Genomic DNA, 14749 nt, shown 5'->3' on the forward strand with positions numbered 1-14749 from the left:
GATATGGGCCGTGATTGACTATTTAGGACAATTGCCGTGCTTTATGACCGCTGTATTTATGTGGCAGATAGGGGCCATGGCTGTTACGAATAGGGTTCTTAGTGCTAGTAACGACGACCCATGTTTATTATGAATTCGCAAAGACAATATAAGCGGCAAAGCCGATCCAGCTGAGAATCAATAAGCCCCAGCTTAGCTTGCTTTGTTGGTAAACAATCTCGGTTTCTGCTGCGATGCCGCTCTGTTGGTTATTAGGTTGTTGTGCCTGTTGTAGTTTGCGTTTCTGCTTGTCTAGTTCGCGGGCTCTCTCTTTGTGGCGCTTTTTGTATTCTTCGATGCCTTTTTGGATACCTTGCGCAATGAGCTTGGTTTGTTCTTTGGTTTGCCCTGGGCGCTGAGTCGCTTTAGCCACCTGTAACGCTTCGGTTACCACCTGTTCAGATACTTTTTGTTTCTTGGCCATAGTCCCCCCCCTAATATTTGAGCTGTATTATCTCACGATAACGGATGATAATGTTTGTTAACAACGATTAAGGATACCTATATGGCCGCTTCAAACCTTCTGGCATTAATTGACGATATCGCCTCTCTATTGGATGACGTGGCAGGCATGACCAAAGTGGCTGCCCGTAAAACGGCAGGGGTGCTAGGGGATGATCTAGCGTTGAATGCCGAGCAAGTCTCGGGTGTGAAGGCCGAGCGCGAGCTTCCGGTGGTCTGGGCCGTGGCAAAGGGGTCGTTGCTGAATAAGGCGATTCTGGTGCCAGCAGCCTTGGCGATCAGTTACTTTATCCCTTGGTTAATCGTGCCTCTGTTGATGATTGGCGGGTTGTTTCTCTGCTTTGAGGGCTTTGAAAAAGTGTTTCATACTTTTTTTCATTCGCCGGAAGAGAAGGCCGCCCACCAAGCGGAGTTAAAGCACGCGCTAGAGGATAGTGCCGTCGATTTGGTTGCCTTTGAAAAAGAGAAGATCAAAGGCGCGGTGCGCACCGACTTTATACTCTCTGCCGAGATTATTGTGTTAACGCTAGGTACGGTCGCGGGTGCTTCACTGGTGACGCAGTTGGGCGTGTTGGTGGGTATCTCGTTATTGGTCACTATCGGTGTTTATGGTTTGGTGGCAGGTATCGTGAAACTCGATGATCTAGGGCTGTATATGGTGCGTAAGCCTGGGGCTGCGGATCTGACTAAAACCATTGGGCATGGCATTCTTAAAGCCGCCCCGATGCTGATGAAGGCGCTGTCGGTGTTAGGTACGATCGCCATGTTTATGGTGGGCGGAGGCATTTTGGTACATGGTTTGCCGTTTCTGCATCACTTTATCCAGCATCTGACAGAAGGCTTAGGCGCGATTGTTGTGATGCTGTTGCCTGTTTTGCTCGAAGCGTTGATCGGCGTGGTCGCCGGTGGTGTTGTTTTTGTGGTGATCGGGTTAGGTAAAAAGTTGTTCGTTAAAGCCTAGGTTTGATTCTGTCAGGTCTGCTTGGGTAGCTAGCTTTGGGAGTGGTGATCAACCATTAGTGATAAAAAAAGGCCGATGCATAATGCATCGGCCTTTTTTGTTTCGGGCAGCTAATTACTTAGCGGCTTCGTAAGCTTTTTGTGCTTCGATGATCGCGGCTTTAGCAGCATCAACGCCTTCCCAGCCTTCAACTTTAACCCATTTGCCTTCTTCCAGACCTTTGTAGTTCTCGAAGAAATGCTTGATACGGGCCAGCAGAATGTCGGGCAGGTCGTTGACGTCTTGCACGTCTTTGTAGGCTTTGCTCAGTTTGTCGTGAGGTACGGCAACGAGCTTAGCATCTTCACCGGCTTCGTCGGTCATGTTCAGAACGCCAACGGGACGACAGCGAATGACAGAACCCGGTACCACTGGGTAAGGTGTTACCACCAGTACGTCCAGAGCATCGCCATCATCAGCCAAGGTGTTGTTGATGTAACCGTAGTTGGCTGGGTAGAACATAGGTGCGGCCATGAAACGGTCAACGAAGATTGCATCAGAATCTTTGTCGATCTCGTATTTTACTGGATCGCTATCCGCGGGAATCTCGATGATGACGTTGATGTCGTTTGGCAGATCATTGCCAGCAGGGACTTTTTCAAAGCTCATGTGTCGCCTTCCTGTGTAAGTGTTAAATCTTTTTAAAATTCAGGGCTGCATTATATACAGCCCTTGATATTAAGTTGAATACGACTTAAAGATCATAAACTGAAAATTCAGTTAGTCCTTAGCGTGATATTGCATCATGGTTTCGACTTCAGCTTTAGAACCTAGGCCGACGGAAACGCGCTGATGAATTTTTTCTGGCTGAACATCCATGATATGCCCGTAGCAAGTTGTGCTTAAGCCGCCAGCTTGTTCGATGAGGTAGCTCATTGGGTTACCTTCATACATCAGACGTAACTTACCGGGCTTGCTTGGATCGCGGTTATCCCATGGGTAGAGAAAGATGCCGCCGCGGGTCAGGATGCGGTGTACTTCGGCAACCATGGAAGCAACCCAGCGCATATTGTAGCGTTTGCCCAATGGACCTTCTTCACCTTGAAGTAGATCGGAGACATAGTTCTTCATTTCTGGTTCCCAGAAACGCTGGTTCGACATATTGATACCAAACTCCTGGGTGTGTTCAGGAATTTTGACATTCTCTTCGGTGAGAATGAAGTCTCCACCGTGACTCAGGGTGAACATATTAACCCCTTGGCCCGTGGTGAGTACCAGTACCGCACAAGGACCGTAAAGCACATAGCCGGAAGCGATCTGATTACGACCACTCTGCATAAAGGCTGCTTCGGTACCGCCATCGAGATGTTTTGGTCTTTCCAAAATGGAAAAGATAGTACCGACTGAAACGTTGACATCGATGTTAGATGAACCATCTAGCGGGTCGAAGGTAACTAAGTATTTACCATCGGGATTGCCCGGTACCGGATAGTCTTCCTCTTCTGAGGCAATACCAGCAACCGTTGGATTATCGAGCAACACCGCTTTAAGAATATCGTTAGAGATAATATCCAGTTTTTTCTGGGTTTCACCCTGAACATTAATGCCTTCAGAGGTGCCTAAAACCCCTGCCAGAGCACCTTCGCGTAGTTTAATGGCGATCTCTTTACAGGACAGCATTAGGCTGTCAATTAGGTCAATAAGATCATCGGGAGTGTTGTGATGCTTGAGGTACTGATTCAACAGTCGCATGTGGCTAAAAAACCTGTGGGATTGAGGGGGTTAAAAGTTGTCCTGATTTTACGCTGAATTAATCGTTAATTACACCGTCTGAGAGGGGAATTAACGCAAAAAAGCGACAATTGTGTTAATTGTGATTTTTTTTTGTGATTTTCTTTGTGCGGGGGCGTGCAGTGAGGCGGTGGCAGCAAAAAGGTCTGTGGTGAAAAAGAGCATAATCAAGCCGGCTTAGCTGTTATCATGCAGACATTATTTTAGAGTAAACGCGGATCTGGAGAACCTAATCGTGCATGTTCATATATTGGGAATTTGTGGCACCTTTATGGGCAGTCTGGCGGTGCTGGCGAAGGAGTTAGGGCACCGTGTCAGTGGTTCGGATGCGAACGTCTACCCACCGATGAGTACCCAGTTGGAACAGCAGGGTATCCAGCTGATTGAAGGCTATGACCCCGCGCAACTCGACCCTGCGCCGGATATGATTATCGTTGGTAACGCGATGACTCGGGGAAACCCCTGTGTGGAAGCGATGTTAGATAAAGGGCTGCCCTATACCTCAGGCCCTCAGTGGTTATCGGATAATTTATTACGGGATAAATGGGTGCTGGCAGTTGCCGGAACCCATGGTAAAACCACCACCGCCACGATGTTGGCTTGGTTGTTGGAATTTGCCGATATGGCACCGGGTTTTCTGATTGGAGGTGTGCCCAAAAACTTTGATCGTTCTGCGCGGGTGGGTGAGAGCCCCTTTTTTGTCATCGAGGCGGATGAATATGACACCGCCTTTTTTGATAAGCGTTCAAAATTTGTCCATTATCATCCGCGTACTCTGGTTCTGAATAACCTTGAATTTGATCATGGGGATATCTTTGATGATCTAGCGGCTATTCAGCGGCAGTTTCATCATGTGGTGAGAATTGTGCCCGCGAATGGACAGATTATCATGCCAGTGGATGTGCCGGCATTGGATCAGGTGATCGAGCAAGGATGTTGGACGCCCTTGGTGAAAACGTCGGTGGGTAATGATAGCCAGTTGAATTCCTGTGCTGAATGGCAGGCACGTCTTTTAAAAGATGATGGCTCTGAGTTTGAAGTGTTGCATCGAGGTCAGGTCGTCGGCACGGTTCGCTGGCAGATGACGGGTTTACATTCGGTCAATAATGGTTTGATGGCCTTAGTGGCCGCTCATCATGTTGGGGTGCAGATAGCGCATGGGATTGAAGGGCTCTGTCAATTCGGCGGCGTGAAGCGGCGGATGGAGCTGATAGGTGAGGTGGCAGGTATTCGGGTTTATGATGATTTTGCCCATCATCCCACCGCCATTGAGACCACGTTGCAAGGGATTCGTGCTCAGGTGGGCGATGCGCCGGTGATCGCCGTGATTGAGCCGCGTTCCAATACCATGCGTATGGGGATTCATCGCCAGAAACTGGCATCTTCCGCCCGTCTTGCCGATAAGGTTTATTGGTATCAGCCGGCAGGATTAGAGTGGTCGTTGCAGGATGTGGTCGATAGTTGTGAGAATCCCGCGGTATTGGCTAGAGATACCGCAGAAACTATCCGTCAGTTAGTGGCTGAAGCAAAACCGGGTAGCCATATTGTTATCATGAGTAATGGCGGCTTTGATGGCATTCATCTGCGTCTGCTCAATGCTTTGCAAAAGCGGTATCAAACTGATGGAGTTGAATGTGGTTAAAGTCTATCAAGAGAGAGTAACCCTGGCGATTACCGGGGCATCAGGCGTTCAATATGGCTTGCGCTTATTGGAGTGTTTAGTTGCCGCCCGTTGTCAGGTGTTGGTGATGATCTCGAAAGCGGCGCAAGTCGTGATTGCAACCGAGACCGATGAAGCGCTGCCTGGCTCGGCAAAAGAGCAGGAAGCTTGGTTGACGCAACGGTTTTCAGCAGCACCAGGGCAGGTGCGTGTGTTTGGTCGAGAGCAATGGATGGCACCGGTTGCGTCGGGTTCCGGTGCGCCGAGTAAGATGGTGGTTTGCCCCTGTTCAACGGGGTCTCTGTCGGCCATTGCCACCGGTGCTAGTAATAATCTGATTGAGCGGGCGGCGGATGTCGCCTTGAAAGAGCGCCGTCAGTTAATACTTGTGCCCCGTGAAGCGCCTTACTCAGAGATTCACCTCGAACATATGCTAAAACTGACTCGTATGGGCTGTGTAGTGATTCCGGCGAGCCCTGGTTTTTATAATCGTCCACGGACGATCGACGATATGATTGATTTTGTCGTGGCGCGGATTCTTAATCAGCTACAGATCGAGCAGCAGCTGATGCCGCGTTGGGGTGAGGATAGCCTTTCCTGAGCATAGCGCTTAAAATGCAGCGCTTTTCAGACTGACCTTTTGTCAATCTGTTTACTTTGATATACCGGATAATTGAGATGGCTAAAATTCTTGCCCTGGATACATCCACAGATGCCTGTTCTGTCGCGCTGTCTATTGATGGCGAAATTCAGGAAGATTTTCGAATAATCCCCCGTCAGCACACTCGCCAGTTATTACCGATGGTTGATGAAATGTTGACGGCCGCAGGGCTGAAAGTGACGCAGTTGGATGCTATTGCTTTTGGTCGAGGGCCGGGTTCGTTTGCCGGTATCCGTATAGCCACCGGCGCTGCGCAGGGGTTGGCGTTTGCGGCTGAACTGCCGGTGATACCCGTATCAACATTAGCGGCGATTGCACTGAATGCCGCGCGGGAATATAACGTCGATCGAATTATCAGTACGCTGGATGCGCGGATGAATGAGCTGTATAGCTGTGCGTATCAGATGCGTGATGGATTGCCGGTGGCGTTAGTTAATGAAACCGTGAGTGCTCCTGGAAGTATTATCTTGCCTGATGGTGAACGTTGGTTTGCGGCGGGTAAAGGTTGGGTCTATCTCGATAATATGTCGGCCGAAGTACAGCAGGCGGTGGGCACCCCGGTATTGGATATCTATCCATCAGCAGGCGTTATGTGTGAATTAGCGCTGGAGGCATTTGATCGTGGCGAAGGAATCTCGGCCGAGTTAGCACAGCCGGTCTATCTGCGAGATACTATTTCGTGGAAAAAAATCAGCGAGCAAAAAAAGAAAGGCCAGTGAGGCGGGTGTAAAAAATCGATCTTAGTTGATTATCGGTTGTCATTGGAATGTCATCAGTAAGTATTTAAATTCACTGTAGTATCAGAGGATGTTTTTATCATGGATTGGTTTCAGGTGGCCTTTTTGGCAGTGCTGCAGGGATTGACGGAGTTTCTTCCCATCTCCAGTTCGGCGCATTTGATTTTGCCTTCGCAACTGTTTGGCTGGACGGACCAGGGCTTGGCATTTGATGTGGGTGTGCATATCGGTTCTTTGGCGGCGGTGATGATCTATTTTCGCCAAGATATTGGTCGCATGATCGTCGCTTGGGTCGGCAGTTTGGCGGGGCGTGGTAAAAGTATCGATTCTCGCTTGGCGTGGTATGTCATCTGGGCAACCTTACCGGCGGTTATTGCTGGTTTTATGTTTAATTCTGCGATCGATCATTATGGCCGGAGTATCTTAATCATTGCTGGAACGACGCTGATATTTGGTGCGTTGCTTTGGTGGGCGGATGCGAATCGGACTGAGGTGCGGCCATTGGAGAAAATTACTCTCAGAGATGCGGTGATCATTGGCCTGGCTCAGGCGGTGGCCTTGATTCCGGGGACTTCCCGTTCCGGTATTACGATTACCGCGGGGCTTATGTTAGGGCTAAATCGTCAGTCAGCCGCCCGCTTTTCCTTTTTGTTGTCGATTCCTGTGATTTTGGGAGCAGGCCTGTTAAAAGGGTTGGAGCTAGCGCAAACGGGAACGCCCGATCAGTTGACCATGGTACTCGGTGGTACTGTACTGGCGGCAATTAGCGCTTATGCTTGTATTCACCTATTTTTACAATGGTTGGATAAGATCGGTATGTTGCCCTTCGTGATTTATCGACTGCTGCTGGGCTTTATTTTGCTCGGTATCTATTTTCTTGCCTGATCCCCGTGTCAGAAACTGATCTCAGAAGTTAAGGTGTCGTTTTGACTCAGCAATCTATATCTACTACCCCTACCGATGTTGCTGTCTGTTATGTTGATGAAGCGGGGCGGGAAGATGCTCAGCTATTGGCAGTACGGTTAGGGCTGCCCCTGTTGGACCAATATGATCTGCGCGATGAGCAGTTTGCTCAGTTGTTGATTTGTGAAGCCGGTAGCCGACGTTTACAGCAAACAGGACGCAAAGCGCCGGGGCCGGTGCTGGCAGATTTTGTCTCGGGTGCTGTTGCGCATCGACGTAAATTTGGTGGTGGCAAAGGGCAGATGATTGCCAAAGCGGTGGGCATTAAAGGTGGTATTCGGCCACAGGTTATGGACGTGACGGCAGGGCTGGGGCGGGATAGCTTTGTGTTGGCGACCTTGGGCTGTGAAGTTCAGATGGTCGAACGTTCACCGATTATTCATGCTCTGTTAGAGAGTGGTCTGCAACAGGCTCAGCGAGATCCTGAAGTGGCGGATATCGCTGCCCGGATGCAACTGGTGAATGCCGATAGTATTGAGTGGCTGAATGACTCGCAAACCGTCGCTTGTCGGCCTCAGGTTATCTATGTCGACCCGATGTTTCCTCATACCGATAAATCAGCCTTGGTCAAAAAAGAGATGCGGGTATTTCGAGATATCGTAGGGGATGATCAGGATTCTGCCGCCTTGCTTGAGCGCGCACTGACTATCGCGGAATATCGGGTAGTGGTTAAACGCCCCCGTAAGGCACCTGCGATCGAGGGGCAGGCGCCGAGTTATCAATTGAGTGGTAAATCTAGCCGTTACGACATTTATACGCTGAAAAGTCTGTCATAACGGCCGTGGGATGCGACTCGGTACTGCTCAATAATGGGGTGGTGGAACGTCATCTTCCGGCGCACTGATCTGGTCTGGCGTAAATTGTTTAACCTGCTGGTGGAGCACTTTAATAATTTGGGTTAAACGGGCAATTTCAGCACCTTGATTGGCCATCTCTTCACTCATTTTATCGAGCGCGTCTTCTTGAAAAGCGACTCGTGATTCCAGATCTTCGAGTAACTGTTGTTGCTTGATCAATTTTTCATTTCCTCGTTATGATATGTGCTGCGGTAACTAATTAGTCGTAATTATACCTTATTCTGGTGTTGTATCAGTGTTTAGGTGGCTAAGCTATTGAAAAAAAGCATAAAACTATGTATATAGAATGGTCTGGGTTCTATTTATCTTGAATCCTGTTGATATTTAATAACTTTAATTAATTATAAGAGATCTATATGAGTGTTAATCAACTTATACGTAGTGTAGTTGTCAGCGCACTTGCCACTGCAATTATCCTGTTTGTTCTAGGGGCGTTGCCAGGTGAAGGCGCGTTGCCGATTTTTGATATTGTCGTTGTATTTGCGGTTGTGCTGGTTAGCTGTGTTATTTCAGGTCTGGGCCTGAGCGCTGACAGTGAAGAGGAAATAGATGAAAATGACGATCGCGAGTTAGGTACCGTCAAGTGGTTTAATGTGTCTAAAGGGTTTGGCTTTATTACCCGTGAAAATGGGGATGATGTCTTTGTTCATTTTCGCAACATTCGTGGCCGTGGCCATCGCTCACTGACCGAAGGTCAGAGTGTGCGGTTTATCGTGAAAGAGAGTGATAAAGGTTTGCAGGCAGAAGATGTTTCTGTTGCACGTACCTAAGCCTATCTGTGATTAAAAACGGGAGCCTTGGCTCCCGTTTTTTTATGCCTGTAAAAAACTGGGCAGCCGATATCTCAATTAGATTAAATTAAGATCGGTGCAGCGTTGCAATAATGACTTCTGGTCACAGTAGCCGGTACTGATAACGTCGAATCCATTGTCGGTTTGCACGCCGAGAAAGGGAAATCCTTGAATGCCACTTTGTTGGCAGAAACTTAGATCCTCAAACAGTGTTTGAGCGGTTTTTTCACTAGCCATCTGTTGGATGAATTGTTCGCGATCTAAACCAATCGTTTCTGCTAAGTCAGCCAGTACCGGTAAATCGGAGGGGTTTTTGGCTTGTTGATAATAGGCCTGCTGAATGGCTTCGGTCATCTTCATTCCGCTACCGGTGGTAAGCTGCTCGGCGCTGATGACCGCTCGGCAGGCGGGGTAGGTAGATCTTCGGGGTTGGCACTTATCCCAGAACTCATAGTTAAACTGAGCCCCTGTGCGTTGTTCGATGCTGTGCCAGGTTTGTGCGATCGCCTGTTGCATCTCTTTCGGCATGGGTTGATCGCTATCCGGCGCTAGGCCTCCCATATAGCAAACCATGTTGATGCCTGGACGTAAGCGGTTCATTACTTCTTTCAGCTGAGGTTGAAAGGCATAACACCAGCTGCACATGGGGTCCATTACGTAAATCAGCGTCATAATCGCTCCGTTGAGAGGGCTTCTTTTTGTGGGCTTTTAGTTATATCAGATAAAGCGAAGTAATTAATTGAAAATATTGTTTATTTTCATTGCATAAGCACCAGTGTGTCAGTATTATACGCCCACGTTGATGCGGGGTGGAGCAGCCTGGTAGCTCGTCGGGCTCATAACCCGAAGGTCGTCAGTTCAAATCTGGCCCCCGCTACCACAACGGAAAATTAGGCTAATCGAAAGATTGGCTTTTTTTTCGCCCAGAATTTGTCCTATCGTTGGGAAAGCGTCGGGCTCGACTCTCTATAAATCCTCGGGAAGGTCATCAGTTCATAAGTTGTGCTTAGAGCGCAACTTGCATCAAGGTGCGCAGTACCGCAGCCCGAAGGGGCATAACAGCCTACAGGCTGTTATGAATAAATGCCTTCCCGCTATCGGCAGGAGAATTGAGATGATCTATAGCTGTATACCTTTTTAGCCTAAAGACTATCAATGCCTATTTGGTCTTCGAGAGGTCGTTTTTTACACGGCGACCTGAGACGGAGAGCTGTCCAGTGAGTGAATTCGCGCTAACAGTCGTTGACGTTTTTGTTGCGCTTGTTCATAAGCCGTATCTTTAACCGGTCCGTAGCCTCGAATCAGCGCCGGTAGTCGGGCTAGTTCAATCGCATCTTGAAGGTTGTCAGCACTAAGATTGTTTAGGATGACGCTGACATCCTGTTCATATTCACGGATCAAGCGTCGTTCGAGACGGCGGTCGGCGCTGTAACTAAAGATATCCAGTGGTGTGCCACGCAGGGTTTTCGCGCGGGCCAGCAGGCGGAACAGCGGTAGAATTTTTTCACTGAAGGTGCGTTTTTTCGGCCGGCCAGTAGCGCTATTAATACGCGATATCAGCGGTGGTGCCAGATTGAATTCGAGTTTGAAGTCGCCTTCAAACTGGCTTTCTAGCTGCTGCCTGAAATCGGCTGAAGTGAGTAAGCGCGCCACTTCATATTCATCTTTATAGGCCAGCACTTTGGCGTAGTTTTCAGCGACAGCGAGACTCAGTGAGTGACCTTTTCCTAAGGCTTTTTCGGCATCACTCACCTGCCTAGTCAGTGCTTCGTAACGTTTTGCCAGTGCCGCATTCTGATACTGTTGCAGATGCTCGGTTTCCCGACTGATGAGTTCCTCGAGTCCAGGCATCATCTTGACCGGCTCGATATTGGTTGCGGGCGTGGCGATCTGCTCAACCTGTTGCAGGTTATGGGCAGCGCGACGTCCCCATAACAGTGCTTGTTTATTGGCATCGGCGGCAACACCGTTCAGTTCGATAGCCTGTTCGATAGATGCCAGCTTCAGCGGAATCAAGCCTTGCTGCCAAGCATAACCGATACAGAAAAGGTTAACCGCCATACCATCGCCGAGTAGATTGGTGGCGAGGGTGGTGGCGTCGAGGCAGAAACTGCTCTGTGGCTTAGCAGTATTGCGAATAACCTGTTCCATCGCCGCATTGGGCACCTGCACATCCGGATCACGGGTAAAGGCGGCGGGCATGGTTTCATGGGTGTTGATGACCACTTGGCTGCGTGCGCGATCGAGTTTACCCAGTGCCTCTTCACTCGCGCCGACCATCAAATCAAAGCCGATGAGTAAGTCTGCCTCGCCCGCAGGGATGCGCACGGTATGGATCTGCTCCTGCGTATCGGCAATGCGGATGTGACTCATGACGGCGCCAAACTTCTGGGCTAGACCGATCTGATCCAATACCCCAGCACCTTTACCTTCGATATGTGCTGCCATTCCGAGTAGGGCGCTCACGGTGACAACGCCGGTGCCGCCGACGCCGGTGAGTAGGATATTGTAGGGCGTAGAGCATTGAGGAAGCTGTGGCGTGGGCAGTTCAGGGAAGCTGCTGAGCTTGCCTAAAGGTTCAGGTTTGCGCAGCTTGCCGCCTTTGACGGTAACAAAGCTCGGGCAAAAACCACGCACACAACTGAAGTCTTTATTACAGGCGGATTGATCGATTGCCCGCTTGCGACCACGGCTGGTTTCTTTGGGCAGTAATGATAGGCAGTTAGATTGCACGCCGCAATCGCCACAGCCTTCGCAGACATCCTGATTAATAACGACTCGTTTTTGCGGATCGGTTAACTCTCCACGTTTACGTCGACGACGTTTTTCCGCGGCACAGGTCTGATCGTAGACCATAGCGGTACAGCCGGGAATGTCACGTAGTTCTAGCTGAACCTGTTGCAAGTCATCCCTATGATGAAAGGTAACGCCTTGAGCAAAGGCTGAGCGGCTAGGGTATTTATCCGGCTCATCACTGACAACGGCGATGCGGTGTACCCCTTCGCCATAAAGCTGGTGGGTAATCTGCTGCACGGTTAGCTGGCCGTCGATCGGTTGACCGCCGGTCATGGCGACGGCATCGTTGTATAGCACTTTATAGGTGATGTTCGCTTTAGAGGCGATTGCGGCTCTGATCGCTAATAGGCCCGAATGGAAATAGGTGCCATCGCCGAGGTTTTGGAATACATGATTGTTGTCGGTAAAGGGCGCTTGACCTATCCAGGTTGCCCCTTCGCCGCCCATTTGGGTAAATGTATCGGTGCCGCGATCCATCCAGGTGGCCATATAATGACAACCGATTCCGCCTAGCGCGCGACTGCCTTCGGGCACTACGGTTGAGGTGTTGTGCGGACAGCCAGAGCAAAAGTGAGGCGTACGCTCTAATAGTGCTCTAGGCTGTGACAGCTCATATTCTTTCTCTGTCAGGAAGGCGAGCCGCTGGGTTACTTGTTCACTGTTATAAAACGGTGCGATACGGGCGGCAATAGCACGCGCAATCATCGCGGGGGTGAGTTCGCTGAGGCTGGTCAGTAGCTCATTACCGAGCGTATCCTTTTTGCCAACAATGGTCGGGCGGGTCGTTTGAGCACGATCTTGCCAGCTATAGAGATGTTCTTTGAGCTGGTCTTCGATAAGACCGCGCTTCTCTTCGATGACCAGAATTTCATCTAAACCGTCGGCAAATTCATAGATACCTTCAGGTTCTAGCGGCCATGGCATCGCCACTTTATACAGGCGAATGCCAAGATCGGCGGCTTGTTGATGGCTGATACCCAGATCTTCCAATGCTTGTAAGACATCCAGATAGGATTTGCCGGTGGTGACAATGCCAAAACGAGGCTGCGGGGTATCAATAACGATTTTGTCTAATCGGTTATGGCGGCAAAATGCTTGCGCGGCACGAATTTTATAGCGATGTAGTCGCTCTTCCTGCTGCATAGGTTTGTCTGGCCAGCGGGCGTTAAGACCGTCGGCGGGTAGCTCGAAATCATCAGGAGTATTGATGGCTAAGCGGTCATGGTCGAGATTCGCTGAGATCGCTGAATCCATCACTTCTGCCAGCGCTTTTAAACCCACCCAACAGCCGCTATAACGGGACATCGCCCAGCCGTATAGGCCGTAATCCAGCATCTCCTGAATGCCAGCGGGATAGAGCACGGGGATCATCGCATCCATAAAAGCGTAATCGCTTTGGTGGGGTAGGGTTGATGACTTGCAAGCATGATCATCGCCGGCAATCGCCAGTACACCGCCGTATTGAGAAGTCCCAAAGGCATTGGCATGTTTCAGCACATCGCCAGTACGATCGACACCGGGGCCTTTGCCATACCAGAGGCCGAACACGCCATCGTAACGAGCGCCTTCAAAGACGTTAACCTGTTGTGATCCCCAGACAGCGGTTGCACCGAGGTCTTCATTTACCCCCGGTTGAAAGACGATATTAGCGGCTTCTAAGTGATCGCGTATCTGCCACAGTGTTTTGTCAAAGTTGCCTAATGGCGATCCCCGATAACCAGAAATAAACCCCGCGGTGTTGTGGCCGGCTTTTTTATCGCGCGCGGCTTGCAACATCGGCAGCCGGGCTAACGCTTGGCTGCCGGTGATGTAAACTCGGCCCGATTGTTTATCCCACTTATCTTGTAAAGAAACAGAATTTGTCATGCGGATGGCTCCAAGTTCTGAACGGCACAAATCTGTGTTTCGTTACAGAACGAATCAGAAAATAGGTCAACAGATCTACGATGGATCAGATGCTAGACGGCAAGCTATGTCGATGATGGCTAATCGTTTTTCGCGCAGCGAAAGGTGCGTTGGAGTAGGTTATCGCAAAAGGTAATGCAGATTGGCACAGCAGGGTGCGCCGAAAAGAGAGGCGGTTATTCATGATGATTACCTTTAGCCTTCGCTGGATCGCAGCTAGGTCTATATATTGTTTTTATTTTACCGGGGATAAGCCGGTTGGTATTTTAGGCTCTAGTGTCACCCTTCTGAGGCGCACTTGAGCTAAACATTAATCCGGGTTGCGGGGCAAGTCAATCAAGGAAATGACCTGTGACATGGCTGATATGTAAAATTAAAGTTGTAAAAAGCGATAGATGCAGGGAATTATCCTGTTGAGGTGTATTCGAGATAATTCCCGGCTTTCGTTGAAATTCAACGGATATCGCTGATGATCACCATTTTTAGCACTTAGAATTTTGTACTGAAGTTTTTTTGATTTTAGAGGATATTCATTTTTATAGCGTATTTTCGCTTGAGAATAGTGTTGAGGGCTGAGCAAGTGCGAGCAGTGGGCCCAAAAATAGCTGTATATTTAATGAACAGCGGGAGTACTATATAAGTACAATTAACGTACACAAGGAATGAATATGTTTATTAAAAAACTGTCTGTTGCTGCGATTGTTGCGGCTTCTTTAGCTGTGCCTGTTGCGCAGGCTGATGCGGGTTTTGGCGCTGGTATTACTTACGTTTTCGGAGAAGGCGTTGCGGTTGGCGTTAAAATCTTTACCGATGATGAGGAAGACAAAGCGGTCGGTTCTCTCGGGCTCGATTATGTTGTCAACTCCGGTGCTTGGCGTCCGAATGTTGGTGTTGGTTACTTAGGTGACAATATCTATGGTGACCTGAGTGCGGGCTACAATCTTGGTGCTGGTACTTGGAGCTTTGGCGCGGGTGCGGGTGCTGTTGATACCGATGAAGAAGATGATAATAAGCCTGCTAGCGTGGTTGTCGCATCTCCTATTCCCGGCTGAGTAAGGTTTTTTGTTGTGTAACGAGGGAGAGGTATTCATAACAGCTTGAAGGTTGTTATGCTTCTTCAGGTTGGGTGTTGCGCGCCTCAATGCAT

General features: G+C 49.4%; 14 protein-coding genes and 1 tRNA gene. 9 read left to right on the top strand and 6 right to left on the bottom strand.

The features are described from left to right. Window positions 1–127: 127 nt before the first annotated feature. The gene (locus tag EH243_RS09300; protein ID WP_126158385.1) at window positions 128–463 is read right to left on the bottom strand and encodes a DUF2956 domain-containing protein; all 336 of its coding nucleotides are present in this window, start codon (window positions 461–463) and stop codon (window positions 128–130) included. An 81-nt stretch (window positions 464–544) separates the two neighbouring features. On the opposite strand from EH243_RS09300, the gene EH243_RS09305 reads away from it, so the two are divergent. After that, the gene (locus EH243_RS09305; protein WP_126158386.1) at window positions 545–1462 is read left to right on the top strand and encodes a DUF808 domain-containing protein; all 918 of its coding nucleotides are present in this window, start codon (window positions 545–547) and stop codon (window positions 1460–1462) included. 114 nt (window positions 1463–1576) lie between these two features. Here the strand turns inward: EH243_RS09305 and ppa are convergent, their stop codons facing one another. Then, window positions 1577–2110 carry an inorganic diphosphatase gene (gene ppa / locus EH243_RS09310; protein ID WP_126158387.1) on the bottom strand — a complete coding sequence of 178 codons (534 nt, stop codon included), beginning with the start codon at window positions 2108–2110 and terminating at the stop codon, window positions 1577–1579. Window positions 2111–2221: 111 nt separating this feature from the next. Further along, on the bottom strand, window positions 2222–3193 hold the full coding sequence (locus EH243_RS09315; protein WP_126158388.1) for a class 1 fructose-bisphosphatase: 972 nt from the start codon (window positions 3191–3193) through the stop codon (window positions 2222–2224). 274 nt (window positions 3194–3467) lie between these two features. Between EH243_RS09315 and mpl the strand changes: the two genes are divergently transcribed. The 5 genes from mpl (at window position 3468) to EH243_RS09340 (ending at window position 8029) form a co-directional block, all read left to right on the top strand. Continuing rightward, on the top strand, window positions 3468–4874 hold the full coding sequence (mpl, locus tag EH243_RS09320) for a UDP-N-acetylmuramate:L-alanyl-gamma-D-glutamyl-meso-diaminopimelate ligase (RefSeq protein WP_126158389.1): 1407 nt from the start codon (window positions 3468–3470) through the stop codon (window positions 4872–4874). Beyond that, window positions 4855–5493, top strand: a complete 639-nt coding sequence (locus EH243_RS09325) for a flavin prenyltransferase UbiX (protein ID WP_126158545.1) — start codon at window positions 4855–4857, stop codon at window positions 5491–5493. The genes mpl and EH243_RS09325 overlap by 20 nt, the downstream gene beginning before the upstream one ends. A 77-nt stretch (window positions 5494–5570) precedes the next feature. Further along, entirely contained in the window at window positions 5571–6272 is a 702-nt protein-coding gene (gene tsaB, locus EH243_RS09330) for a tRNA (adenosine(37)-N6)-threonylcarbamoyltransferase complex dimerization subunit type 1 TsaB (protein WP_126158390.1), read from the top strand. Between the two features lie 99 nt (window positions 6273–6371). Beyond that, window positions 6372–7175 (top strand): undecaprenyl-diphosphate phosphatase, encoded by an 804-nt coding sequence (locus EH243_RS09335; RefSeq protein WP_126158391.1) that lies wholly within the window; start codon window positions 6372–6374, stop codon window positions 7173–7175. A gap of 41 nt (window positions 7176–7216) precedes the next feature. Further along, window positions 7217–8029, top strand: coding sequence for a class I SAM-dependent methyltransferase (locus EH243_RS09340; RefSeq protein ID WP_241235035.1), 813 nt, complete (start codon window positions 7217–7219; stop codon window positions 8027–8029). A 27-nt stretch (window positions 8030–8056) separates the two neighbouring features. Here EH243_RS09340 and EH243_RS09345 read toward each other — a convergent pair whose 3' ends face one another. Beyond that, window positions 8057–8269: a SlyX family protein gene (locus EH243_RS09345; protein ID WP_241235036.1), complete on the bottom strand. Its 213-nt coding sequence runs from the start codon at window positions 8267–8269 to the stop codon at window positions 8057–8059. A 197-nt stretch (window positions 8270–8466) separates the two neighbouring features. Here EH243_RS09345 and EH243_RS18775 point away from each other — a divergent pair, with 197 nt between their 5' ends. Next, complete coding sequence (locus EH243_RS18775; RefSeq protein WP_277600708.1) at window positions 8467–8880, top strand: cold-shock protein; 414 nt, start codon at window positions 8467–8469, stop codon at window positions 8878–8880. A 78-nt stretch (window positions 8881–8958) separates the two neighbouring features. Here EH243_RS18775 and EH243_RS09355 read toward each other — a convergent pair whose 3' ends face one another. Further along, window positions 8959–9573, bottom strand: a complete 615-nt coding sequence (locus tag EH243_RS09355) for a DsbA family protein (RefSeq protein ID WP_126158392.1) — start codon at window positions 9571–9573, stop codon at window positions 8959–8961. Between the two features lie 131 nt (window positions 9574–9704). On the opposite strand from EH243_RS09355, the gene EH243_RS09360 reads away from it, so the two are divergent. Further along, a tRNA-Met gene (locus EH243_RS09360) sits at window positions 9705–9781 on the top strand. 305 nt (window positions 9782–10086) lie between these two features. On the opposite strand, the gene EH243_RS09365 is transcribed toward EH243_RS09360, so the two are convergent. Further along, the gene (locus EH243_RS09365; RefSeq protein ID WP_126158393.1) at window positions 10087–13563 is read right to left on the bottom strand and encodes an indolepyruvate ferredoxin oxidoreductase family protein; all 3477 of its coding nucleotides are present in this window, start codon (window positions 13561–13563) and stop codon (window positions 10087–10089) included. Between the two features lie 707 nt (window positions 13564–14270). Between EH243_RS09365 and EH243_RS09370 the strand changes: the two genes are divergently transcribed. Continuing rightward, window positions 14271–14654 (top strand): hypothetical protein, encoded by a 384-nt coding sequence (locus tag EH243_RS09370; RefSeq protein WP_126158394.1) that lies wholly within the window; start codon window positions 14271–14273, stop codon window positions 14652–14654. The last annotated feature ends 95 nt before the right edge of the window (window positions 14655–14749 follow it).

It is taken from the genome of Amphritea opalescens (genome assembly GCF_003957515.1).
Classification (GTDB): Bacteria; Pseudomonadota; Gammaproteobacteria; order Pseudomonadales; family Balneatricaceae; genus Amphritea; species Amphritea opalescens.

What these genes read in the sequence shown, in the direction of transcription:
- EH243_RS09315 (WP_126158388.1), bottom strand. Translation starts at nt 3,193, where the DNA reads ATGCGACTGTTGAATCAGTACCTCAAGCATCACAACACTCCCGATGAT.
- EH243_RS09355 (WP_126158392.1), bottom strand. Translation starts at nt 9,573, where the DNA reads ATGACGCTGATTTACGTAATGGACCCCATGTGCAGCTGGTGTTATGCC.
- EH243_RS09300 (WP_126158385.1), bottom strand. Translation starts at nt 463, where the DNA reads ATGGCCAAGAAACAAAAAGTATCTGAACAGGTGGTAACCGAAGCGTTA.
- ppa (WP_126158387.1), bottom strand. Translation starts at nt 2,110, where the DNA reads ATGAGCTTTGAAAAAGTCCCTGCTGGCAATGATCTGCCAAACGACATC.
- EH243_RS09305 (WP_126158386.1), top strand. Translation starts at nt 545, where the DNA reads ATGGCCGCTTCAAACCTTCTGGCATTAATTGACGATATCGCCTCTCTA.
- EH243_RS09325 (WP_126158545.1), top strand. Translation starts at nt 4,855, where the DNA reads ATGGAGTTGAATGTGGTTAAAGTCTATCAAGAGAGAGTAACCCTGGCG.
- EH243_RS09335 (WP_126158391.1), top strand. Translation starts at nt 6,372, where the DNA reads ATGGATTGGTTTCAGGTGGCCTTTTTGGCAGTGCTGCAGGGATTGACG.
- tsaB (WP_126158390.1), top strand. Translation starts at nt 5,571, where the DNA reads ATGGCTAAAATTCTTGCCCTGGATACATCCACAGATGCCTGTTCTGTC.
- EH243_RS18775 (WP_277600708.1), top strand. Translation starts at nt 8,467, where the DNA reads ATGAGTGTTAATCAACTTATACGTAGTGTAGTTGTCAGCGCACTTGCC.
- EH243_RS09370 (WP_126158394.1), top strand. Translation starts at nt 14,271, where the DNA reads ATGTTTATTAAAAAACTGTCTGTTGCTGCGATTGTTGCGGCTTCTTTA.
- EH243_RS09365 (WP_126158393.1), bottom strand. Translation starts at nt 13,563, where the DNA reads ATGACAAATTCTGTTTCTTTACAAGATAAGTGGGATAAACAATCGGGC.